Below are 24,812 nucleotides of genomic sequence, written 5' to 3' on the forward strand. Positions count from 1 at the left end.
AGTTTGTGTTTATTATGTAGATTTATTAAATGACATGAAAACAACTGTAAAGACATTTTGGATTAGCATGCTACTGATACTCACTTGTAGTATTAGTGGAAAAGCTGTTGACTTTGCCAAGGTCTGTGTAAAGTCTGCAGAAACTTGCAACGTTTCTGCTACATTGTCTTCATGTTCTTCTACCTCATCCAAAAAAATTAAACAGGAAAGCTCAAAATTTGCAGATACCAGATTCTCATGGACAACAGATGTTGAGTTGGGCACTAAGCCTCTTACTGAAATTTATTCTTCCAACCAGCAGCGTATACGCAGGGTGATTGAAGATAACATTTTCCTCAGAAACATATTCCTGATATTGTCCAACCATGAAAATTTGCTTGTACATGGTCGGACCAAACAATACTTTTCAGATAAAGACCCGTATTATGCAGTTACGGGCAGTGATTATTATATCTACACGCTTCGGCGGATTTTGATTTAGCCGCTAATTCCCTTTTAATTTCCCCCCCCCCTTCTTCCTTTTGTTTTGAATGGAAGCGGGAGTAGGTGACCTGTTGTGTGCATGTGTGCTGAAATGAGGTTGCAAGGATGATTTACGCCCTATTGGTCCGTAAGAGGGAAGTTATACCCCTACGCTTTATTCTCAAAATCAATTTTAATACCAACAATTAAACTTTTTAATCATGGAAACAACTCAAAAAAAAGCAGCCTCTTTTAAAGGCATTAGATCCGCCGGTTGGGTAATTGTAATTTGCTTTATCATTGCCGTACTAATCTTTAATTTTGTTCTTGGAAATCCATCCAACTTCATGAACAATGATCCGAACAACCACCCGTTGCCGGGAAACTTTCTGGGCACTATATATAAAGGTGGGTTTATAGTTCCGGTGATTCAGACTCTTCTGCTTACCGTTATTGCCTTGAGCATCGAACGCTATATTGCTATTCGCGCCGCTTTCGGTAAGGGTTCGTTGGTGAGGTTCGTTGCTAATATCAAAGCAGCTTTGGCCGCCGGAGATATGAGGAAGGCGCAGGAGATATGCGACACACAGCGTGGTTCTGTAGCCAATGTGGTAAATGCTACTTTGAGGAAATATGCCGAAATGGAGAGAGAGACGGAACTGACTAAAGACCAGAAACTGCTTGCTATCCAAAAAGAGTTGGAAGAAGCCACTGCCCTGGAGTTGCCGATGATGGAACAGAACCTGCCGATTATAGGTACCATCACTACGCTGGGTACATTGATGGGGTTGCTGGGTACAGTCATCGGTATGATTCGTTCCTTTGCTGCTTTGGCCGCCGGAGGTAGTGCTGACTCTATGGCGCTGTCACAAGGTATTTCCGAGGCTTTGATTAATACTGCTTTCGGTATTTTGACCGGTGCTTTGGCTGTTATCTCCTATAACTATTATACCAATAAGATTGACAAACTGACGTACAGCCTTGATGAGGTTGGCTTCTCTATCGTGCAGACTTTTGCAGCTACGCATAAATAAATTGAATTACGGGGAGTATCCCGATTATTAATTCTCAATTTTTAATTAGATAATTATGGGTAGAGCGAAAATCAAAAAGAAAAGCACGTTCATCGATATGACGGCCATGAGTGACGTGACTGTATTGTTGCTTACTTTCTTCATGCTGACTTCTACGTTTGTGAAGAAAGAGCCGGTACAGGTAACTACTCCGGCATCTGTATCCGAGATTAAGATACCGGAAACGAACGTTCTCCAGATATTGGTCGATCCGAACGGGAAAGTGTTTATGAGTTTGGACAAGCAGTCCGACTTACGTAATGTGCTGGAGGCTATGGGGCAGGAGTACGGAGTGACTTTTACTCCTGAGGAGACGAAGAAGTTCATGCTGGCATCCACTTTCGGAGTGCCGATGAAGAGCATGAAGAAATTTCTCGACCTGCCGCAAGACCAGCAGGACGCTGTATTAAAGAATGAGGGAATACCTATTGACAGTATCGACAACCAGTTCAAGGCATGGGTGCGTAACGCGCGTGCCACGAATGCTGATTTGCGTATCGCCATTAAGGGGGATGCCGATACTCCTTATTCCGTAATCAAGAATGTAATGAACTCGCTTCAGGATCTTAGGGAGAACAGGTATAACCTGATTACCTCTTTGAAGACCACTGCTGAAGATTAACGAAAGGAGATAGTATGGCTGAAATACAAGAAAGCGGTAATAAGAAAGGTGGAAAGAACAAGCAAAAGAAGATGACTGTCCGGGTGGATTTTACGCCGATGGTGGACATGAATATGTTGCTGATCACTTTCTTCATGCTGTGTACTTCACTGAGCAAACCTCAGACGATGGAGATAAGCATGCCGAGCAATGATAAGAATATCACCGAAGAGCAGCAGACCAAAGTGAAAGCGTCGCAGGCAATCACGCTGTTGCTGGGAGACAGTGATAAATTGTACTATTACGATGGAGAGCCCAACTATAAGGATTATACTTCGCTGAAAGAGACTTCTTACCAAGCGGATGGTCTGAGGGCTATGCTTCTGCAACGTAATAGGACTGCTGTAAATGAGGTGAACAAACTGAAACAGCAGAAACTGGAACTTAAAATATCAGAAGATGACTTCAGAAAACAGCTTTCCGAGATAAAGAGTGGGAAGGACACGCCGACAGTCATCATCAAGGCTACCGATGCAGCCTCGTATAAAAACCTGATTGATGCTCTTGATGAAATGCAGATATGTAATATAGGCAAGTATGTGATAACGGACATAGCCGATGCCGATCAGTTCCTGATAAAGAACTATGAAAGCAAAGGGGAACTGTCGCAGAATATTGCCGAATAATAACACCTAAAAACAGAAGAATATGGCTAAAGTAGATTTAAGTTCTTTGGAATGGTGTGACCTGATATTCAGCGGCAAGAATAAGGCGTACGGCGCCTATAAGATGCGTGAAGACTCTCCGCGCCGCCACAACATAGCTGTGATATTGGTGATAGTGATAGCCTTGATAGGTTTCAGCATTCCGACCCTGATAAAGATGGCGACTCCAAAGCAGAAAGAGGTGATGACCGAAGTGACCACCCTGTCGCAATTGGAAGAACCGGAAGTAAAGCAGGAAGAGATGAAACGTGTGGAGCCTGTTGCACCACCGCCACCGGCATTGAAGAGTTCTATCAAGTTTACTGCTCCGGTCATCAAGAAGGATGAAGAGGTGAGGGATGAAGATGAAATTAAAAGTCAGACCGAGCTGACGGAAACGAAAGTAGCTATCTCCATCGCCGATGTGAAAGGCAATGACGAAGCTAATGGCAAGGATATTGCCGATCTGAAACAGGTGGTGACGCAAGCTCCGGAGGAGGAAGAGAAGGTGTTCGACATGGTAGAGCAGATGCCGACGTTTCCCGGCGGGACCAATGAGTTGATGAAATATATCGCCGACCATTTGAAATACCCGACGATTGCGCAGGAAAACGGTGTGGAGGGACGGGTGATCTGCCAGTTTGTGGTTAGCAGTGACGGTAGAGTACGGGATGCTAAAGTTGTAAAGACGCTGGATCCTTACTGTGACAAGGAAGCTATCCGCGTAATTATGTCAATGCCTAAGTGGATACCGGGCAAACAAAATGGCAAGGCGGTTTCTGTGAAGTATACGGTTCCTATTGTCTTTAGATTACAATAAATAGCACGTGTTATGAAAATGGTGAAACTGCTTCAGCTTTCAGGATTGATAGTAATGCTGGCCTTTATATCTGCCTGTCGCCATAAGCCTAAAGACGGCTTGACGGATACCTATACTTCCGGCGTCATAGCAATTGCTGCCGACGAAAGTTTCCGGCCGATTGTGCAGGAAGAGATAGATGTATTCGAGGGATTGTTTCCTCTGGCGGGAATTGTGCCCCGTTATGTGACGGAAGTAGAAGCTATCAACCTTTTGCTCAAGGATAGTCTGCGGTTGGCGATAACCAGCCGCAGGCTGACTCCGGAGGAGATGGGCTCTTTCAACAGTAGGAAGTTCTTTCCGCAAGAGATAAAGATTGCGACGGATGGGCTTGCGTTAATAACGAATCGGGGCAATCCGGACACATTGATTGGAGTGAAAGATTTTCGCCGTATTCTTACCGGGGAAGCCGGACAGTGGAAAGATATTTATCCCTCATCCCGTTTGGGGGATATTCACCTGGTATTCGATAATAAGAATTCCAGCACCGTACGTTTTGCTGTGGACTCTATCGCTAAGGGAGCGCCGCTTTCGACTCGGGTGAAAGCGTTAAAGACGAATAAGGAAGTTATTGATTACGTGGCACGTACACCGGACGCAATGGGAGTTATCGGAGTGAACTGGTTGAGTGACCGTAACGATACTACCGGACTTTCTTTCAGCAGAGAGGTACGGGTTATGTCCGTCAGTGCTGCCGATAAGGCCACGCCGGCAAACAGCTACAAGCCTTATCAGGCGTATCTGTTTTATGGTGATTATCCACTGGCACGTAGTATTTATGTATTACTGAATGATCCGAGAAGTGCTCTTCCTTGGGGCTTCGCTTCTTTCCTTGCTTCCGACCGGGGACAGCGGATCATTTTGAAGTCGGGATTAGTGCCCGCCACCCAACCGGTGCGTGTGGTAAACGTCAAAGATGAATAACTAAAATGGAAGCTAACATGAAACGTAAATTATTATTATGTATGGGAGCGATGCTGCTTGCCGGTACGCTTGCCGCACAGGTGCCTGTTCCAGAGTGGGAGACAGGGGTAGAGCAAATAAAAAGCCTGATAAAGACAGATCCCGGACAGGCATCTGCAACTGCCGGGGAGTTATTGAAAGGAAAAAACAAGAAGAACGTATCACTCATCATCTCCATAGCCCGCGCCTATCTGAATGTAGGCAAGCTGCCGGAGGCGGAGAGTTATCTGAAAATGGCTCAGAAAGTGGATAAGAAAGATGCGGGCGTGTCCGTTTTGGAGGGAGACATTGCCCTTGCTCAGAAAGATGTAGGGCGTGCCTGCCAATTTTACGAACAGGCTATCTATTTTAATCCGGACTGTAAAGAGGCTTATCTGAAATATGCCCGGGCTTATAGATCTGCCAGCCCATCGCAGGCCATTGACAAACTGCAACAACTGAAGGCGTTGGCTCCCGACTTTTTGGAGGCGGACAAGGAGCTTGCCGGAGTGTATTATGCAACCAACCGTTTCGGTAAAGCAGCCGAGACTTATGCTAAATTCATAGATACCCCTGTTGCTACGGAGGATGATATCTTGAAATATGCGTTTGCCCTGTTCCTGAACCATGATTTTGAAAAATCGCTGGAGGTGGTCCAGAAAGGGTTGCAGAAGAACGGACGACATGCTGCGTTTAATCGTCTGGCTATGTACAACTATACCGACTTGAAACGTTATGATGAAGCCGAAAAAGCGGCAAATGATTTTTTCAATGCCTCGGACAATGCCGATTACTCCTATTTGGATTACCGGTATTACGGTGCTTTGCTGAGTGCTTTGAAGAAGTATGACCGCGCCATTGTGGAATATGGAAAGGCGCTCGAAAAGGATAGCAGCCAGATTGATGTCTGGCGTGAAATAGCAGATGCTTATGAGTTGAAAAACGATTACGCACAGGCTATTGCTGCCTATCAAAAATATTATGATACTTTAAGTCAAGATAAAAAGACGCCTGAGGCACTATTCCAACTTGGGCGTCTCTATTATGGTCAGGGCACATCTCAGGATACTCTTACCGTTCAGCCAGCCGATCGTATGACGGCATTACAGGCTGCGGACTCTGTGTTTGCGCTGGTAGCCCGGCAAGCTCCTGACAGCTACTTGGGCGATATGTGGCGTGCCCGCACTCACTCTGCCATGGACCCGGAGACAACCGAGGGCCTGGCAAAGCCTTATTATGAAAAGGTAGCGGACATGCTGTTGGCAAAGAACGAGCCGAGGTATAACTCTGCATTGATTGAATGTTACAGTTATCTGGGATATTACTATCTGTTGAAGAGTGATTATTCGGTTTCAAAAGAGTATTGGAATAAAATTCTGGCTATCGACCCCACCAATGCCACTGCTAAAAAGGCATTGGACGGCATCAAATAGCAATAATTTTAGTTGTTTGTCGTGTCGGGAGGAGTGGAGAGTGATTCTTAGCTCCTTCCATTTTTTTTGAGAAATAAAAAAAGACCGCTGGATTAGCGATCTTCTTTAGTTGCGGAGGCCTGACTCGAACAGACGACCTTTGGGTTATGAGCCCAACGAGCTACCAACTGCTCCACTCCGCGATGTTTTGTGGGTGCAAAGGTACGGCTTTTATTGGAATCTGCAAATAATATCTGAATTATTTTTCATAAAAGATGCAGGCTTTTGTGTAATCTGTTGATAAATAATATAATAAAACAGATTTTTTTATTCCTTTAATAGCTTAACTTTGCAACCGATTGGTGCTTCGTACTTTACTTCTATCTTGTCACCGACTTTTTTCCATTCCACTGTAAGCCTACCGTAAAGTAATTCGGTAGAGGCTTTCACATATTGAAGGTCGCCTACTGTACGGGGGGATAGAATAACTTCGCTCATTCCCGGTTTGGCACTTCGTATACCCGCTAAACTTTTGAAAAACCATTCGTCTATTTGACCCATCATGAAATGATTCCATGATGAACCTTGGCGAGGATCCCACTGCTCGGTGAGAGTTGTAGCGCCAAACTTTTGCTGGAAACCATAACCGGGCACATCTTCATGATTGTGCATTGTGTACATTAGCTCGTCCAACCCATTCTCGGCTAATGTTTGGAAGAGGTAGCGGTTCCCTACATCACCTGTTGTCAGGTGATTTCCGTTTTTCTTGATGTCGGCTATCAAATTATTGAGTACAGCTTTTTCATCACCTTCGGGTGTCAGTCCTAAATAGAGTGGGAGCGATAGCGAACACTGACTGCCTGTACCATATGTTTTTTTCTCTTCTTGATAGAACTTCTCATTGAAAGCGTTGCGGATTTCGGTTGCTAAATTGGTAAAGTAGATTTCATCGTAGTTGTTACCTACCATTTGAGCTGCCCTGATCATGTATTTTACTATCATGTAATAATGTGCTGTGGCTACTAACGGTACCGGTGTGTTGCGTGAGAATCCGGCACGAAAATTGCCATAGTCGTACCAATCACCTAACCCGAAAGAGAGAATGTGTCCTTCGGCGCGTGTTGCTAAATAATCAACATAACGGGACATGTTCTTGTAATAGGTGTGGATGAGTGAGTCATCACCATAAAAATCATAATACATGAAAGGAAGCACCACCAGCGTGCATCCCCATTCGGGAGACTCAGCGAAGTCGTCCATGCCTTTTCCCTGAAAGTAGACATATTCGGGGGCGGTGGTAGGTACTGCTCCATTGGGATGCTGGGCATCGGCTATGTTTTGTAGAGTCTGCGGGATGAATCCTGTTAAATCATAGTTGAACAGTAAGCCGGGGCCATTGAGATGGTCCTGTTCCAGCCATCCCAATTTTTCGCGATGTGGGCAGTCGGTAAATACTCCTTGCATGTTACTTCTTACGGCTTTCTCTATCAAACGGTGTGCACCATTAAAGATGGAATTGGAACATTCAAAAGTTGATACCTTGGGAGTTGAGTTGTATACAAAACATGAACGTATTTTTTTGATAACCGGGAGCTTCTGAGGATTCTTCTCACCTTGCATCGTAGCACCCTCTATTTGGATGTATCGAAATCCATAGTAGGAGAAGCGTGGATGCCAGGTTTCTTCACCGTCGCCTTTCAATGTGTATTGATAGTAATGTTGACGACCTGTTTGGCGTTGATTGCAGGCTCCTTCAGGTGTCAATGCCTCTGCGACCAATAATGTTACTGTCTGCCCTTTCTTTCCTTTAACTGTGATTTCGGGAAATCCGGCAAGGTTCTGCCCCATATCCAGTACTATGGCCGAGGCGTCTACCTTACGTTTGGTAGATTTGGACGCAGCGGCCAGCAGGGAGTCAGGCAGATGAGTGGCGGATATTGGCGAGTAGTGTTCCATAATAGCTACGGGAGCTGCTATTTGCGGACGCAACACACCTTTGGGCCCTTCTTGAACTACTACTTGGTTCCAAAGTGTATCATTAAACTTAGCCATGTTCCACCCTTTTTGTTCTTGTCGGGCATCGTAATCTTCCCCTCCGTAAATACAGTTGAATGTAACAGGACTGAAGTCGTATTTCCATGTTTTGTCCGATGCTACTGTCTGTGATGTCCCATCTTCGTAGTGAATGGTGAGTTGCAGGCGTACGGTAGGAGGGCCGAAACTGATGAGTAGCTTGCGGTAACGACCTCCTTGTACATTGTAGAAGCCATTACCCAGCAGCACTCCGATAGCGTTATTGCCTTTTTGAAGCAGTGTGGTTACATCGTAAGTATTATACCACACAGATTTGTCATAATCGGAGATAAGAGGAGTAAACTCGCTGTTGCCTACTTTCTTGCCATTGATAGACAGCTCATAAAGACCAAGACCGCAAATATTCACCACAGCTTGTTTTACTTTCTTTTGTTGCGAGGTAAAAGTGGTGCGCACATAGATGCTCTTACGTGAAAGGGAGTCGGCTGCTGCCCAGGCTGCTTTCACCGTTTCTTTTTTCATTTCGCTGCCATGAAATATACGGCCTTCCGGAGTGTGGGCATCTGCCTTGGTGATGGCGCCAATCCAGCGGCTTTCACCAAAAGATGCTTTTACGTTTGTGATGATGAAACGTCCTTTATCGCTCCATGACGAAGGTTCATCGCTTTTATTCCAAACACGTACACGCCAGTTATAATCTCCCACCGGCAGTGTTTTGATTTTCACCAATTGGCTCTGTTTGCTCTGTACCTTCCCAGTGTGGAAAACCATCTCGCCACTTATGCGATTTGTTACTTTCAATTCGTAGGAAGTCTGTACTTCGGTATTGTCCGAGGAGATCATTTGCCATCCCAACCGGGGCGTTCGGGTGGTCACTACGAGCCCGCTCCGCATTTCTGCAGTGATCCGGGTTAAATCAATATTTGCCGCTTGCAGGGAGCAGGCGGCAAATAAGAGAAACATGGAGAATAGTCTTCGAATATTCATAGAATGAAGGACATAATATTATATTTTGATTGATATAGCCGTTAGTTCATTTTACAAACCAAACGCTCTAGTTTTTCACTATGGCCCGCAGGTCTGCCGTCAACTAAAATAGTGAGTCCATTGCCATGATGATACCGGCTTCCGTATTTATCCCAGATAATGGTGATGTTGCGACCATGATAGCTGACATTGTCTAAACAGAAGTATTCCCATTTGTCGGCTGGGATTAGTGGATTCACTTCTATTTTATCGTCAAACCGGGGACGAAGTCCTACCAGACCGGTGATGATCAGATCATTAAAAGTAGAATGGTTGTAATAACGGCTCCTTTCCCGGTCTCCCATTAGCCAGGCTCCATTCTTCTCGTCTAAATATTCGCCGATGTATGGTCGGCCACGATGATACTGGGATTCTACGTAAAGTTCCATCTGATGGAAATAAGTGGAATCGGCTAATATGTCGTTTTGAGGATAGTTATTCAAGAAATTAGCCATAGCAGTCAATGTTTGGGAAGATGCGAAGGGCCAAATAGCACCGTCCCATTCACATCGTCCTACACCATGTGAACGGAATTGGGGATGACGACGCTCGGCAGTAGTCAATCCGTAAGGAGCGGCAAATCCTTTTTCATCCATTGTTTGGCGCCATGCTTCCGCATAATGCTGGGCTTCACGATCGGGTAGGTTAAAATACCAAGGAATAAAACCGATTGCTTCGCGTACTGCCGCACAAGTATCGCCACGAAGAGTCTCGAAGAATTGATGTTTCTCATTCCAAAGTTTATTTTGAACAAGAGTTTTCAGTGAATCAGCTTTCATGCCATACTTACGCGCCATTTCGGGATTATCGAGTAGGATACCTATGTCAGAGAGCGCTTTAGCATTGGCGTACATATAACTATTGATAGTGGGACGGGCATATTTCTTTCTGCGCCCGCCGCTGATGGATTCTTCCATACCATCCTGCACATCACCTTGCCAATAAAGCCCATTAGGCAGACGGTGAGTCTTTTCCCAGCGGGAATATTCCTTTTCGAGGTCAGGAAGCATATCTTTCAGAAAATCCATGTTCCCGTCCACAAGGTAACGTCCCAGCATTGCATCAATATTCCACGAACTGAATTTTTCCATCTTTTTCATGGGACCGCCTTCGTTACCTCGATACCAAGTGTGAATAATTTGATCGAGGTATTGAGAGTCGCGTAACCAGCGGCTTTCATAGATATGATGACCGATAGCACAGGCTATAAGGTTGTACTTGTCTGCATAGGAACGGTTTACCAAGAACTCAGTCATACCATAGCCTACGGGTGTCTGTTTGATGTGCTTACGCAGTGTCCACCAGCGATAATAGAACATTTCTTCAAAGTTCTTTTGAGGACAGTCAAATAAAGGAATATTCTTCTCCATCCAGGCCGATGCCTCACTGTTTGGGATAGCCTGAGCTATGTTTTCGTCTTCCATGCCGTTGAAATAGTCTACGTAATGTTTGTAGTTGTTATAGTTGAGCACAGCTGCGGAAGCGCTTACGTCGGTCGATGAAGTTTGGAAATTGGAGATGCTGTATGCTACTAATGGCTCTTGTTCACCAGCATCTGCCAATGTACCGTCCCAATCGGCAGGAGTATCAATGGTGGGGAATGTACGGCGTTCACCGGTGCGGAAAGCTATACGCTTAATAGCCGCCACCGGTGCGAAAAACATGCGTTGACCTGCTTTTTTCCCATCAATAAATACTTCGGACATACGTTTGGATACGGATAGTATGACCTCGACATGATAGCTTTTACCGGCTTCGTAATTTAGTAATTTGCCGTAGCGCGCCCCTCCTTTGCTGAGCATGGTACCATCTGGATTAAGATCGATGCGTGCACAAGCTATGCTATTCTCATCGAGAAACTCTATCTGAAGTAACCCTTTATCGTTTTGGTCTGCTTTAATGTCAAAGGCTACCTTCAATTCTTTGCTGGCAGGAATCTTGCGCTCTATGCGGCAGTAGTCAAAGGGATCGCGATCGCTCATTTTAAGCCATTTCCCCTCAAGGCTTACGGGGGCCCAAAGAGGAGAATAGAGGTTCCAATCCGTAAGGTCTGCCAATGTTTCGGCTTGACTGAAATCATCTTTTGCATGGGCAGTAGCTTCCAGCTGTACAGGCACTTGAATACGTGATACCCACATGTCTTCTTTGTTCACACTGTAACTCAACCAAAGATCACCATCTTCGGGAATACCGTTACCTTCTTGGATACCTCGTACGTATTGCGGCCCATGGGATTTATAATTGCCACCGTAGCGCATGCGCGTGATTTCGCCATGTACCAAATTGAGTGTGGTATAATTGAGTCCGTCTTTACTCAATGAAATGGCTAACGGCCATCGAAACTCGGAAGGGTTATAGACTGTGGCATAAGTACCGTCACTTAAACGTTGTCCCCAGATTTTGGCATTACTATTTACAAATCCTTTGGCACGTTCTACAGGCTGGTGCCAGGTGAGCCCACCGTCTTTGCTTACGGAAGTCAATGCGTGTTTCCACAATGCTACAATGTCACCGTTGGGAAGTGTATAGTCACAGTATGCTTTATATCCTTTGTGCAAAGGAATCAACGGATCATTCCGGTCGGCCTCTTCCACCCATTGCATGCGGTAACGTGGATTGTTTAGAATTTCGTGGCAAGCCTTTACAAATCCCTTATCTTTACTACGGGTAAAATAAGGATAAATCGTATTTTTCTCATTGAAGTTGTGGTTATAATAGATAAAATAGATTGGCCCGAAGCTACCGTCTTTGTTGATTTCACGTACGACGCGGCCAATGCCGTTCCCATCATTCGGGTCGTCTTTTTTGTCGAGGGCTATGCCATAGTTCCCCATGGCAATCAGCTTTCCGCTTTTGGATGTATAGAACCCTACGCGTTGGTGCATGATAGCATCTAAGTTTTTGGCACTGTCTGTACGGCCTTCTTTGGTATAGCCGTCGGGGATGCGGTAAGAAGGAAATAAAATTTCGGGTGCAGTCCAGTTGTAACCGTCTTTAGAGGTGACTAAATATGTGACTGAGGGAGGAACATGCTCATCTTTTGGATCGGAGAGATAATGCATATAGAACTGTCCGTTCCAATAAGCCATCATGGATTGATGATTGTATGTCCAGCCGTTGCCATTTTCCTTCGAGGGATGCTCGCGATTGGCACGTACTACCTGAATGTTATGCACGCCTACCACAGGTGAAAGTTGTCCGTCATGTTCATAGGGATTGGACAACTCAGTACCTGTGTAATGTACGAGTTGGGGTGTCTGAGCTGCTAAGGGAGCTACACCTGTCATCAGCGTTATTGCGATAGACAAGAGGTATCTATTCTTTTTCATATACATATAGGAGGTGTTGTTTTACTTTTTGACTTAATAAGCTATTTTCTTCATAGCTTCGATAATAGATTCCGGTGCCCTGAAAATAGTGCCATGCTTGTGGTCTTTAGGAACACTGATTTCGTTGGTGATATCTGTAAAGTTCACAAAGTCTGTTGTGCGCATGGCTCCATAGATTTTCTTTTGATATACATCGAAGTATATAAGATAGTTTGTGTCAACCTGAACGACTGTGGGACCTTCAACAAAACTTTCCGTAAAAGCTTGGCTGGCAGGAGACCAAGGACCCTCGGGCTGTTGGGCGAACGAAATTTTCAGGTTGCGATTGGGACGGGTGTTGTCTTTCAGCACCATCACGTAGTCTTTTTCCGCCCGCTTGGTAATTACTGCGTCAATCACGCTGAATCCCGGATCAAACAATAACTTAGTGGGTGTGAAGGTGGTGAAGTCTTTTGTTTTTGTATAGTATAGACGATGATTGTTATTTTCATCTTCAATACCGCGTTCGAATTTCCCTGGGATACACGAAGCCCAAACAATCATCAATTCGTTATTACAATCATCATAAAAGAGTTCCGGGGCCCATACGTTGACGGTAGTTGTATCATGCTTCATGACAGGAATGAATTTTTCTTCGCTCCAATTCACCAAATCGGTACTATGTGCATAACCGAAGCCTAAATCGCCACGCCAGCTGGTGGTCCATACTAAGTGAAAAACACCATTTGGGGTAGCTACAATGGAAGGATCACGCATGATGCGTTGTTTCCCAATTTCGGGTTTGAGCCAGGTACCGGGCAGTGAATCCCAGTGCATGCCGTCTTCGCTATACAGAAAACGGAGGCCATCGGTGGCAGGCTCATGAAATGAAGTGAATACATAGAGCTGCTTTTCATTTTGATTACACGAAATGAAAAGCAAGGTGAGGACAGCCCATATCAAACAAATAAACTTTTTCATTATTATTTTTTCTTCTGATTATACGTATTGAGTGTAATTGTTATTGTATTTTTCAGAGAAGACGAAAAGGAGTTTGGAATGTACTCATTACATGATTTTGATCTGTCTCTTCAATTACATACGAAATTCCCTTCAATACTTGAACTCAACTTCTTTACCTGCCGGGATTTCCACTACTTTTATCCCTTTTGAAGAGGGGATAGACAGATAACCTTTACCGCCGGGACTTTTTACGCGAATTTTCTTTTGGTCCATATAAACGTAGATATCACCTTGTGGGGTAGGTACAGTGCCTTCCATCCATTCCAAACCGCCTAAACAGGGAGAGATGGCGTATTCTGCATAACCTGGCTTTGTAGGTTTCACACCCAAATAATACTTACCTAACAAGTAGATAGGGCTTGCACCCCACGCATGACAAAGACTTTTGCCATAAGGACGACCGTACATAGCCAAATGCTGTGTTCCACTTTCTTCGGGATTATATTTTTCCCAAAAGCTGGTGGCTCCCTCACGAAGCATTCCTCCCCAATAGGCCTTAATCTCTTTCAGAACTTCAGTTTGCATGCCCATTGAGCAGAGAGCTTCAAGTTCGTAAAAACGCATATAGGGAGTCGTGATCTTAAGGATACTGTCGTTTAGTAATACACTATGCTTGATGGCCTGTTGCTTTGACTGGTCTAAATAGCCGAAGAATACAGAGAACATATTGGAATAACGGGTGATGCTTTCGCTTTGCTGTCCATTACGGCGATTGTGCACTAATGCCTGTTTTTTTTCATTCCAAAAAGCCGGTAACAGTTTCTCGCGAAGATCGGTTGCTAAATTATTATACTTTTCTGCATCTTGGGCGCATCCTGCTAAATCGGCACAAAGTGACATTGTCTCTAAACTCTTGCATAGTAACACCTGTTCAAAGGACAACTCACCGCGTTTGTCCAGATAGCCGTCAGCCCAGTCAACAAATACCCAATCGCCTGTCATACCTTCAACCATACCATTCTTATTGGTGCGTCCTAACACATAGTCCATCATGGTTTGCATGCGAGGATAAAGTTGGCTCACGAAATGGCGGTCACCGGTATAGAGGTAATAATCATATACACTTAAAAACCAGAAGAAAGTATAGTCCATTATCGTATTAGTGTGGCTGGTTACGGGGTCTTTGCCACGAAGCAGATAAATGGTACGCCGTACGGTAGGGCTATCGAAGAAAAGGTAGTAATTCATCAGATAACTCTGGATGGCATCACCACTCCAAACCCAACGGTCGCGTTTGATTCCGTCAATAAAAAACTCGCGTGTGGTAAGGTGCATGGTATAAGCGCCCACTTCCCAAATGCGGTTCATTTCTTTGTCATTGCAGCGGAACGATCCACGATAGTCTACTGGCGCATACTCGTAGTCCATTTCTACGTGGTCCACACTGATACCTTTATCGGTAACAACGTAAATGTAGCGAAAAGCTTTACTGTTGCTGAATGTGTAGCTGTCGGCTGTAGAAAGCAGAACTCGGTCCAAGGTTTCACAATGCTCGGTATCCAATGCTTCTTCAGAACTTTCGCCATAATAGACATTCACCGTACCGTTTCCTTTCAGCTGTTTCAATACAAGATAACCGAATGTCTCGCGCCCGAAATCGTAAAGTATGCCATCTCGTTTTCTTTCTGATGTTACTGCTTCCATTGGTTTTCGGGGCAGCTGATAAAGAGACGGACGTTGGTCTTTGGTGTTAAAGTTCCAACAATCGGCATCCAGATAAACTGTGGCTGAGGTGTCACTTGCTTTTCCACTTTCATCAATCCACTCCTTGTCTTCATAAGTGACTCGCCATGTACGATCGCTCTTTACAGTTTTTCCATTTACAAAAATAGTCGGTGGCGTAGCTTGATTCCACACTTTGATATTAAGACTGTGTATTCCTGCCGGAAGTTTGAACCGGGTGGGCATACCAAATTGTAACTTGCCATCGAGTTTGATGTTGAAGGTGCCTTCTACTGCTATTTCAATTTCTTCGGGTTGTGGAAGATTGAGCTGCTTACTGAATTCTACAACTACAAAATGACTGTCTGTTTTCCAGAATGGTGGGAAAAAAGCCCCACGTTCGGTACGCCGGTTATTCATCTTGTTGCCGAGCCATATTTCATAATCGCCCGGATACCAAATCCATGTTTGAGCAAAGATTGTGGTGCTAAATGTAAGCGTGCTTAGAAGAATGATGATCTTATTTTTCATGATGTTTAATTTCCTATTTGATTTATTGATTGGTCGGCTTATACGTTTTTTTGATTGAGTGCGGAACATTACATTCTTTCACTTCTATTTTTTTGCATTTATCTCCTTCTGCCTCAATAATCAGTTCGTTTTGCGGCATGTCGAAGTTTATGCCTTGTAGAGTTAGGCGGTTGCAGTCTAATAACTTTATTGTATTGTCTTGGCTGTGAATTATAAGATTTTTCATTTGGAAGTTTTTAGCGTCTTGTAGTGCGCTAATGAGTTGCTGGCAATGGATGGTGCCATTTTCGATCAAAGTATTGCTGAACGGTATTTCAGGAATACCGTTGGCTGTGAAAAACTGCTTAGATGATTCTACAATGAAGTCTTTAATGACTGTATTTGAAATGTTTGGAGTTAAATGGTCAACAGCGCGTTCGGGGTATCTGGCTGCCAGTTCGCCCATGTAATAAGCGTTGCCTAAAAGATCCCATGTAAAAGCTTTGCCTACATTAATCATGCGAAGACGTTCGTAAATGGTATGATTGGAGCCTCCCCCACGATTACGGCGGGTCTTAAAGCGTATTCCTGTTCTTGTGCCGTCGAACACGCAGTCGTGAACATAAAGGTTTTTTATCATACCGGCTGTTTCGCTGCCGATAGTGATGCCGCCATGTCCATGCTGGGCTAATGAATGGCGGATAACAACATTTTCGGTTGCTTTTCCTACACGTAAGCCATCGTCGGCACGTCCGGCTTTTAGTGTGAAGCAATCATCTCCACAATTCAAAGTACAATATTCAATAAGTACGTTTTTACATGATTCTATGTCAATCCCATCACCGCTGGGCACTTCTGTGGAATTTACAGTGATTCCCCGGATAATGACATTCTCACAATATATGGGAACTACATTCCATAGAGTACTTCGTTCCATGGTTATTCCCTCTATAAGTACGTTACGGCAATTGATAGGAGAGATTGTTTTGGGACGATAAAAGGTTCTTCCATCCATGCCGTCATATATACGTTGCTCAACAGGCATGTCCCAAGGTATATCTTTTTCTACTACTGATGCGCCGTTAGGACGCTTACGGATTTCGGCGTCCATATCAGGACCGAGGATGCGCCCTTCGCCTGTGATGGCTATATTCTCTTGGTTATTGGCATAAATGAAAGCGCCGGGCCCCATGATTTCCACTCCTTCATGTCGTGTGAAGACAGCGGGGAGATAATCTTCGGCACAACCACCGAATACGATTTCTGCGTCACGTGCAATGTGCAGTTCTACAAAGCTTTTCAGTTCGATGCGTCCCGAAATCCATTTTCCTGCGGGTATGATTACAGTACCGCCTCCCTGACTGCTTAGTTGTTCGATAGTCCGGTTCACTAGAGTGTGAATGGGAATATCGGCCCTCAACCCTTTGTCGCCCATATTTACAGTACGGTCGGGGAATTGTGGACGTTTGAGCTGGGGGATATTAAAGTAGGAATTTTGGATAGGAGCAATCTCCTGGGGCATACAATGGGAGCCTACTTCGCTTAAGTTTGGAATGGGAGTACTATTTTGTGCGTTGGCATTGGTAAAGGTTATAAGACAGGTACTTAGTAAAACGGTAATGTATTTCCTCATATTTTTCTTTTTTATAATGGATCGTTACTTTCTAAAAAATGACGTGTGTGTGCTTTTTTTGTAATGTTTATAAATGGTAATCTTTAAGAAGGATTTGGAAAATGTCTTGTGTTTTGTAGCGAAAATTATGTAAGGCGGTTACAAATGTTTGGCTCTATCGTCATTAATAATGAAACTTATAGATATTTATTAATGAATGTGGTAATATGAAGAAGATATTTTCTATGCTGTTGTTTGGCTTCCTTTCTCTCTCTGTCTCGTCGCAGACTGCGGTTTCGGTAGCCGGATTCTTTCCTCTCCCCGAACAAGTGAGTCGGGGAAGCGGACGGACAGTTTATAATTTTAATTTAGGATGGCGATTTCATCGAGGTGATGTGGCAGGAGCTGAAGCTGCTGTCTTTGATGATTTGCAGTGGGAAGTCGTATCAATTCCACATTCAGTGCAGTTAATGCCTTCTGAAGCCAGTGGATGTCGTAATTATCAGGGGATAGCATGGTATCGCAAACGTTTTGTTGTGCCTGAAGCTTCCGAAGGAAAGGATGTGTCAATTCACTTTGAAGCCGCTATGGGTAAACAAGTGCTTTATTTGAATGGAGATAAAGTAGGTGAACATCAGGGAGGCTATCTTCCATTTAACTTGAACCTTACCGATCAAGGAGTTGTTGCTGGAGACACTTGTGTGGTTGCTGTAATGGTAGATAACAGTAATGATAAGACTTTTCCACCGGGAAAGCCTCAGTATACACTCGACTTTTCTTATCATGGTGGAATTTATCGTGATGTATGGTTGATTAGTAAGGGGCGTACTGCGCTGACCGATGCTGTTGAGGCAAATCGTGTGGCGGGTGGAGGCGTATTTGTCCATGCTGAAAATATCAGTGAACAACATGCGGAAGTGGTAGTGAAGAGTGAAGTGGAGAATAAAGAGAATAGGAATCGTACAGTGACAATAGAAACTGTATTAGTTGATGCAGGCCAACGTATTGTTGGAAAAAAACGTCGTAAACTTGCTCTGAAAGCCGGTGAAGTTGGAATAGTGGAACAGCGGTTGGCGGTGCGCAAGCCTAAACTTTGGACACCGGAAACGCCCTATCTATATCATGTCCAGACTCGCGTATTGGATGGCGGTATATTGCTGGATGGCGGTGTGACGCGCATCGGTATCCGTTCTTTTGTTTTTGATGCAGAGAAAGGACTTATCTTAAATGGGAAACCTTATGGGCAGTTAGTGGGTGCTAACCGGCATCAGGATTTTGCTTATGTGGGTAATGCACTTCCCAATTCGCAACAATGGCGCGATGCCAAGCGGTTGCGTGATGCCGGCTGTACTATTATTCGTACGGCCCATTATCCGCAAGACCCTTCTTTTATGGATGCTTGTGATGAATTGGGGCTTTTTGTGATTGTTGCTACGCCAGGATGGCAGTACTGGAACAAAGATCCTAAGTTCGCTCAATTGGTGCACAGAAATACGCGTGAGATTATTCGTCGCGACCGTAATCATCCTTCAGTGTTGATGTGGGAGCCTATTTTGAATGAAACGTCTTATCCTCTTGATTTTGCTCTTGAAGCGTTGAAGATAACTAAAGATGAATATCCTTATGAAGGTCGCCCGGTAGCAGCTGCAGATGTACATTCAGCGGGTGTGGCCGAGCATTATGACGTGGTTTACGGCTGGCCGGGTGATGATGAGAAGCCTGGCCGTCCCAAACAGTGTATTTTTACTCGTGAGTTTGGTGAGAATGTGGATGATTGGTATGCTCACAACAATAACAATCGTGCTTGCCGCGGTTGGGGAGAACGTCCGCAGTTAGTGCAGGCTCTCTCTTTGGCTAAAAGCTATGATGAAATGTATCGAACTACCGGACAGTTTATCGGTGGTGCACAGTGGCATCCTTTTGATCATCAGCGTGGTTATCATCCTGATCCCTATTTCGGCGGAATTTATGATGCTTTCCGTCAACCGAAATATGCTTATGAAATGTTCCGCAGTCAGTCGCCGGCTCACTTGAATCATCCGACTGCTGAAAGTGGCCCCATGGTATATATCGCACATGAGATGTCACCTTTCAGTGATGCTGATGTAGTGGTATTCAGTAATTGCGACTCTGTCCGCCTTTCCGTATATGATGGTACAAAGAGTTGGGTTCTGCCTGTGGTACATGCCAAGGGGCACATGCCCAATGCGCCTCTGGTGTTCAAGAATGTGTGGGACTTTTGGGAAGCGCGTGAGCTTAGCTATAAGCAAAAGAATTGGCAGAAGGTGAATATGGTGGCAGAAGGCATTATTGGCGGAAAAGTAGTATGTACAACTAAGCGCATGCCTTCGCGTCGTAGTACTAAACTGCGTTTGAAGTTGGATACTGAAGGCAAGCAATTGGTGGCGGACGGTTCAGACTTTATTGTTGTAGTAGCAGAAGTGACAGATGATAGTGGTAATGTTCGTCGGTTGGCAAAGGAGAATATTGTATTTTCCATTGAAGGCGAAGGTGAAATAATTGGAGATGCTTCCATTCATGCCAACCCTCGTCCGGTTGAGTTCGGAACAGCTCCTCTGCTGGTGCGTTCTACTTGTAAAGCCGGTAAAGTAAAGGTGACTGCTCGCGTACAATTTGAAGGAACTCATGCTCCTGCATCAGCCGAAATAGAGTTTGAATCCATTCCTTGCCAATTGCCATTCTGTCATATAGAACAGCAACAGGATACTGTTCTAAAACGGGTTGTGTCGGATCATGAACAGGATTCAGTTAATAGCCGTAGATTCTCTGAAGAGGAAAAGAAACAAATGTTGGATGAAGTGGAAAAGCAACAGACGGAATTTGGTATAGGAAAATAGTTTTATACTCTTTAAAAAGTGCCACATGGCAAGTCGCTGATGTGGCACTTTTTGCCTTGTAAGTAACTTTGTAAACCTTATGATTTTTACTTTCGGATTCTTTTTGTATTTTTGCACTTAACGTCTGGAAATGCAAGAAGCTTGTAGATGGTCGTTGTTACAGTCAGTTTACGTTCTCTTGAGTTTTTTGCAAAGATAAAAATTTTGAGAATTGATTTTCCCTAAGTCAAAGCCGTTTTTAAGAGGGACAAATGAACTTTATCTTTGTATTAGAAGAATTACCTTGTTTAACATTCATTGGAGATCTAATATTATGAAATATTTGTTAACTCTTTTTCTGTCGCTTTTGTCATGTTTACTTGTAGCACAAAATGTTATAGTGGAACACTATTCGAAAAATCAGGGGCTGCTTAATAATATGGTTAGCATGACAGAGAAAGATTCTGATGGTTTTATGTGGTTTGCCACCTGGTACGGATTATGTCGCTTTGATGGAGAAAAGGTACTTACATATAACCATTACCAATTGGATCATGATGTGCCTCCTCGGAAGATACAATATATCATTGATGATGCCAAAGGCTTCATTTGGATAAAGACTATCGACCATAAACTCTATCTTTTTGATAAAAAGAAAGAATGTTTTAAGGCAGTCTATGGCAATATTAAAAGGTTTGTGGCAAATGTTCAGGTTATTAAACTGCAACGGGCTTTTGATGACTATGTGTTATTACTTACCAAAGATAAGAATCTTTTTCTGGCCCGGGTAGATGAGCAGGGAAAGGTACAGATTGAGTTACTTTTTGAAGCTAAAGATTATATTGACTCTTCCAACTATATGTTGAAGAGCAATCTGTTTTTTGAAAATAATGCGTATATTGGTTGGATCGGTGTAGATTATAAGATAAATGTTCTTCCTAAAGGAGAGGCTTTGAAGGGAAAACCTGCTGACTTCTTTCTGAATCAAGTGAAGCTTAATTCGGGAAGTAACTTTTCATCCAGTGTCATTCAGGACAAACTGATGTGGTTGGGTACCAGTGACGGCTATTTTTATTGTATAGACAGTGAGAAGGGTAATGTAACCCGGCATTATATACCTCAGAATATGGGGGCGGTGACTGATATATTGACTACATCGGCAAAGGCGCTATATGTGTCGGTTGCAAATAAGGGAGTTTTTGAATATTCTCCTGATAAACGAAAGTCGAAAAAAATTAATGTGGACGTTAATGAACGATTAGTTAGCCATTCGTTTATTGATAGTTATAATAAACTATGGTTTCATGAAAACGAACGGGCTGTTGTTTATTATGATCCTGTGACTAATAAGTCGCGCAGATATCCTTTTTCGGTATCCGGTAAAATAACGTCTTTTATCGTTGAAGATGCCGGTGAGCAGGGCGTTCTGTTTCTTTCACCGGCAGGCGAAGCCCTTTTTTTTGATAGGGACAATTTGACAATGTGTTCTATCAATCAGATAAAGTCTATCATGGATGTTTCGCCAAATCAACTTTTTTTTCATTTCTTTATAGACGATGAGGGTACTGTATGGCTTTCGTCAACAGAAAAGGGCGTTTATCATGTCTATTTCCCTAAAAAGCAGTTTCGTACCCTTGTCTTGCCTGTAACAAATAAGGCGGCGGGAAAAGATGATGCAGGCGTACGTGCTTGTTTTCAGAGCCGTAATGGAGATATTTGGGTCGGAAATCGTATGAAGGATGTATTCCGGTTTGATTCAAAAGGGTATTTGGTGCAGACTTATCCTGCCTATGAAGAGCTTTTTGGAGCAGTTTATCATGTAATGGAGGATGATAAAGGAAATCTTTGGTTTGCTACTAAGGGCGATGGCTTGGTAAAGTTGACGCCTGATGTCAAAGCGAAATATGGCTATCGTTTCCAGCGGTTCAAACATAATCCCTCTGACAATACTTCGCTTAGCGGAGACAAAATCTATTATACCTATCAAGATAGCCATAAACGTATTTGGGTATGTACACTTGACGGTGGTCTTAACCTGTTGCATGAACAGGGCGGGAGCATTACTTTTTTTAATGATCGGAACGGATTCATAAACTATTCTGCTTATGGGCTCCCTATGGAGGTGCGCAATATTGTAGAAGATAAGGAGGGACGTATGTGGGTCGGTACGATGGATGGGCTGATCTCTTTCGATGGCAATTTCAGCAATGTGTCGGATATTAAATTTGAAGCTTATCGTGGCAGAATGCGGAGGGCTTATGCTGATAGTGATGTATGCCAACTATATAAAGACAGTAAGGATACTGTATGGGCCAGTGTCTTTGGTGGAGGATTGAATAAGTTGGTAGGTTATGATGAAGAGAAACATGAACCGGAATTTGTTGCTTATGAACTTGTGGGAAACTTGAAAAATGAAGTAATTACTTCCATTATAGAAGATAGGCATGGTATGTTATGGTTAGGGACGAAATTAGGGGTCGTTTGTTTTGATCGGCAAACCGGTAACTTTCGTACTTATACCCATTATGATGGCTTTCCTGACTTTGAACTAGAGGAAGGAGGCGTGTGTACTCCGACCGGTGAAATCTGGATGGGGGGAACAAAAGGAATCATTATTTTTCATCCTGATGAATTGAAGGAAGTGGATAGAACCAGTAAAACATTCATTGTTAATTGTCAAATAGGAAATCAGGATATTCGCTTGGTAGACAATCCTTCGATTGTAGACCGTTCTATTTCTTATGTTGATGAAATAAAGCTTAACCATGATCAGTCAATGTTTTCTTTCGAATTTGTAACACTGAGTTATGTAGACCGTAATAGCATCAGTTATCGTTATATTCTGGAAGGCTATGAGGAGCAATGGCATTTTAATGGCGTTAATCGTCTTGCTTCGTATACGAATGTTCCTTCGGGCAATTATGTATTCAGGGTACAAGCGATGGATGATAATGGCGTTGACTCTTTTTCGGAGTGTAAAATGCGGGTGATCATTCGTCCTCCTTGGTGGGCCACTTGGTGGGCTTACGTCATCTATGTTTTATTGGGTGCGGGAGTTCTCTATATGGGCATCCGCCTCTCCGTATTTCTGATACGGATGAGAAATAATGTGTATATTGACCAGCGTTTGTCGGAATTGAAAATACGTTTTTTCACCAATGTGTCGCACGAGTTGCGTACGCCACTCACACTGATACAAGGTCCCATACAGGAACTGAAAACAGAGGCACTGTCTGTCAAAGGGAAAAAGTATGTGGAGTTGATGGAAAAGAATACTTTGCACATGTTGAAGTTGGTAAATCAGATTCTTGATTTCCGCAAGATCCAGAATGGAAAGATGCGCCTGCATGTTTCATGCTTCAATCTTACCGAACTACTTGCTTTTTTCGAAAAGGAGTTTATGATAATGGCAGAAGAAAAGGCGATAAATTTACAATTTTGTCCGGAAGTAGAGGAACTTATGGTATGGGGCGATAAGGAGAGATTAGGAACTGTGGTACGTAACTTACTCTCGAATGCTTTTAAGTTTACTTCCTCCGGGGGTTCAATTAGGATTGTTTCCGGTTTAGCAGAAGATGGTAAACATTGTTTTATTCGTGTGGAAGACACTGGAGTAGGAATTCCTCAAAATAAACTGACCGAAATATTTGGTCGTTTCTCACAGGCTGATAATGCAAAAGGAGCTTATTATCAAGGTACCGGTATCGGGCTGGCTCTTTCGAAAGAAATTGTAGAATTGCATCATGGCGAGATATTTGCCGCCAATGGTAAGCAAGGTGCACAATTTACGGTATGGCTGCTATTGGGCAAAGAACAGTACAAGGAGAATGAGGTGGATTTTTATTTGGATGAACAGGTTGTAAAGGAAGTGCCTGACTGTAATGAACGGGTGGCTGATGAAAAGAACGGTGATGCTTCTTTATTGCCTAGCGTGCTTGTAGTGGATGATAATGTTGATTTGTGTAATATGTTGAAGTTGCAGCTTGAGGATAGGTTTAATATTCATTTGGCACATGATGGAGTGGAGGGACTCAAGATGGTGAACTTTCATCATCCTGATGTCGTGGTGACCGACCAAATGATGCCTTGCATGGACGGTATGGAAATGCTTAAACGTATTCGTGGCGATTTTCAAATAAGTCACATACCGGTGATTATGCTTACTGCAAAGGGAGATGAGGATAGCAAGATACAAGCTATATCCCAAGGGGCTAATGCTTATATTGTGAAGCCTTTCAGTAAGGATTATCTGGTTGTACGTATTGAACAGCTATTAGGTGAACGTAAGCGGTTCCGCGAGCAAATGTGTGGTGATAATGGGGAGATGAATGATAAAGTCGAGCTTTCGGATAATTATGCAGGTTATTTGGAAAAGAAAGATTTGGATTTTATAGAGAAGATTCATCAAGTGGTTGAGGACAATATGGAAAACAGTGATTTCAATATCGACACCATAGCAGCATCTGTCGGTTTGAGCCGCTCTGCTTTCTTTAAGAAACTCAAGAGCCTTACGGGGTTGGCTCCGGTGGATTGGGTGAAAGAGATACGGTTAAACAAATCTGTCGAACTTATTAAGAAGACAGATTTATCTATCTCCGAAATAGCTTTTGCTGTGGGATTCAATGATTCCGGTTATTTTAGCAAATGTTTCCGTAAAAAGTACAACCAGACTCCGCGTGAATATATAAATGCATATCGGGGAAAGAAATAAAGAGTACAAAGTATTCCTCTCAAACGTCTTCTTGTC

14 protein-coding genes and 1 tRNA gene are annotated in these 24,812 nt (G+C 43.6%); 9 read left to right on the plus strand and 6 right to left on the minus strand.

Annotated features, from left to right (window positions below; genetic code table 11):
- The first annotated feature begins 34 nt into the window (after positions 1–34).
- The 7 genes from NQ546_RS04895 (at position 35) to NQ546_RS04925 (ending at position 6,074) form a co-directional block, all read left to right on the plus strand.
- A complete protein-coding gene (locus NQ546_RS04895; RefSeq protein ID WP_229074237.1) occupies positions 35–481 on the plus strand; it encodes a hypothetical protein in 447 nt (148 codons plus the stop codon).
- A gap of 202 nt (positions 482–683) precedes the next feature.
- The gene (locus NQ546_RS04900) at positions 684–1,496 is read left to right on the plus strand and encodes a MotA/TolQ/ExbB proton channel family protein (protein ID WP_004288899.1); all 813 of its coding nucleotides are present in this window, start codon (positions 684–686) and stop codon (positions 1,494–1,496) included.
- Positions 1,497–1,551: 55 nt separating this feature from the next.
- On the plus strand, positions 1,552–2,157 hold the full coding sequence (locus NQ546_RS04905) for an ExbD/TolR family protein (protein ID WP_004288900.1): 606 nt from the start codon (positions 1,552–1,554) through the stop codon (positions 2,155–2,157).
- 14 nt (positions 2,158–2,171) lie between these two features.
- Positions 2,172–2,822, plus strand: coding sequence for an ExbD/TolR family protein (locus NQ546_RS04910; protein WP_004288901.1), 651 nt, complete (start codon positions 2,172–2,174; stop codon positions 2,820–2,822).
- A gap of 22 nt (positions 2,823–2,844) precedes the next feature.
- Positions 2,845–3,660: an energy transducer TonB gene (locus NQ546_RS04915; protein ID WP_004288902.1), complete on the plus strand. Its 816-nt coding sequence runs from the start codon at positions 2,845–2,847 to the stop codon at positions 3,658–3,660.
- A 12-nt stretch (positions 3,661–3,672) separates the two neighbouring features.
- Positions 3,673–4,623 (plus strand): PstS family phosphate ABC transporter substrate-binding protein, encoded by a 951-nt coding sequence (locus tag NQ546_RS04920; protein ID WP_004288903.1) that lies wholly within the window; start codon positions 3,673–3,675, stop codon positions 4,621–4,623.
- A gap of 5 nt (positions 4,624–4,628) precedes the next feature.
- A complete protein-coding gene (locus NQ546_RS04925; RefSeq protein ID WP_004288904.1) occupies positions 4,629–6,074 on the plus strand; it encodes a tetratricopeptide repeat protein in 1,446 nt (481 codons plus the stop codon).
- Between the two features lie 109 nt (positions 6,075–6,183).
- Here the strand turns inward: NQ546_RS04925 and NQ546_RS04930 are convergent.
- The 6 genes from NQ546_RS04930 to NQ546_RS04955 form a co-directional block, all read right to left on the minus strand.
- Positions 6,184–6,256, minus strand: a tRNA-Met gene (locus NQ546_RS04930).
- Between the two features lie 124 nt (positions 6,257–6,380).
- A complete protein-coding gene (locus NQ546_RS04935; protein ID WP_039953066.1) occupies positions 6,381–9,074 on the minus strand; it encodes an alpha-L-rhamnosidase in 2,694 nt (897 codons plus the stop codon).
- Positions 9,075–9,115: 41 nt separating this feature from the next.
- Positions 9,116–12,400, minus strand: a complete 3,285-nt coding sequence (locus tag NQ546_RS04940) for an MGH1-like glycoside hydrolase domain-containing protein (RefSeq protein WP_050764422.1) — start codon at positions 12,398–12,400, stop codon at positions 9,116–9,118.
- A 75-nt stretch (positions 12,401–12,475) separates the two neighbouring features.
- Complete coding sequence (locus NQ546_RS04945) at positions 12,476–13,402, minus strand: glycoside hydrolase family 43 protein (protein ID WP_004288907.1); 927 nt, start codon at positions 13,400–13,402, stop codon at positions 12,476–12,478.
- 132 nt (positions 13,403–13,534) lie between these two features.
- The gene (locus NQ546_RS04950; RefSeq protein ID WP_004288908.1) at positions 13,535–15,637 is read right to left on the minus strand and encodes an alpha-L-rhamnosidase-related protein; all 2,103 of its coding nucleotides are present in this window, start codon (positions 15,635–15,637) and stop codon (positions 13,535–13,537) included.
- Positions 15,638–15,659: 22 nt separating this feature from the next.
- On the minus strand, positions 15,660–17,249 hold the full coding sequence (locus NQ546_RS04955) for a glycoside hydrolase family 28 protein (protein WP_229074235.1): 1,590 nt from the start codon (positions 17,247–17,249) through the stop codon (positions 15,660–15,662).
- Positions 17,250–17,455: 206 nt separating this feature from the next.
- On the opposite strand from NQ546_RS04955, the gene NQ546_RS04960 reads away from it, so the two are divergent.
- Both NQ546_RS04960 and NQ546_RS04965 read left to right on the plus strand, forming a co-directional pair.
- Positions 17,456–20,086: a glycoside hydrolase family 2 protein gene (locus NQ546_RS04960; protein ID WP_004288910.1), complete on the plus strand. Its 2,631-nt coding sequence runs from the start codon at positions 17,456–17,458 to the stop codon at positions 20,084–20,086.
- A 313-nt stretch (positions 20,087–20,399) separates the two neighbouring features.
- The gene (locus NQ546_RS04965) at positions 20,400–24,776 is read left to right on the plus strand and encodes a hybrid sensor histidine kinase/response regulator transcription factor (protein WP_004288911.1); all 4,377 of its coding nucleotides are present in this window, start codon (positions 20,400–20,402) and stop codon (positions 24,774–24,776) included.
- The last annotated feature ends 36 nt before the right edge of the window (positions 24,777–24,812 follow it).

Source organism: Bacteroides eggerthii (genome assembly GCF_025146565.1).
In the GTDB taxonomy this organism is placed as follows: Bacteria; Bacteroidota; Bacteroidia; order Bacteroidales; family Bacteroidaceae; genus Bacteroides; species Bacteroides eggerthii.

Bases quoted from the DNA above. Each gene is read 5' to 3' on its own strand.
- NQ546_RS04915 (WP_004288902.1), top strand. From the start codon at position 2,845: ATGGCTAAAGTAGATTTAAGTTCTTTGGAATGGTGTGACCTGATATTC.
- NQ546_RS04960 (WP_004288910.1), top strand. From the start codon at position 17,456: ATGAAGAAGATATTTTCTATGCTGTTGTTTGGCTTCCTTTCTCTCTCT.
- NQ546_RS04895 (WP_229074237.1), top strand. From the start codon at position 35: ATGAAAACAACTGTAAAGACATTTTGGATTAGCATGCTACTGATACTC.
- NQ546_RS04955 (WP_229074235.1), bottom strand. From the start codon at position 17,249: ATGAGGAAATACATTACCGTTTTACTAAGTACCTGTCTTATAACCTTT.
- NQ546_RS04945 (WP_004288907.1), bottom strand. From the start codon at position 13,402: ATGAAAAAGTTTATTTGTTTGATATGGGCTGTCCTCACCTTGCTTTTC.
- NQ546_RS04900 (WP_004288899.1), top strand. From the start codon at position 684: ATGGAAACAACTCAAAAAAAAGCAGCCTCTTTTAAAGGCATTAGATCC.
- NQ546_RS04950 (WP_004288908.1), bottom strand. From the start codon at position 15,637: ATGAAAAATAAGATCATCATTCTTCTAAGCACGCTTACATTTAGCACC.
- NQ546_RS04920 (WP_004288903.1), top strand. From the start codon at position 3,673: ATGAAAATGGTGAAACTGCTTCAGCTTTCAGGATTGATAGTAATGCTG.
- NQ546_RS04935 (WP_039953066.1), bottom strand. From the start codon at position 9,074: ATGAATATTCGAAGACTATTCTCCATGTTTCTCTTATTTGCCGCCTGC.
- NQ546_RS04925 (WP_004288904.1), top strand. From the start codon at position 4,629: ATGGAAGCTAACATGAAACGTAAATTATTATTATGTATGGGAGCGATG.
- NQ546_RS04965 (WP_004288911.1), top strand. From the start codon at position 20,400: ATGAAATATTTGTTAACTCTTTTTCTGTCGCTTTTGTCATGTTTACTT.
- NQ546_RS04910 (WP_004288901.1), top strand. From the start codon at position 2,172: ATGGCTGAAATACAAGAAAGCGGTAATAAGAAAGGTGGAAAGAACAAG.
- NQ546_RS04940 (WP_050764422.1), bottom strand. From the start codon at position 12,400: ATGACAGGTGTAGCTCCCTTAGCAGCTCAGACACCCCAACTCGTACAT.
- NQ546_RS04905 (WP_004288900.1), top strand. From the start codon at position 1,552: ATGGGTAGAGCGAAAATCAAAAAGAAAAGCACGTTCATCGATATGACG.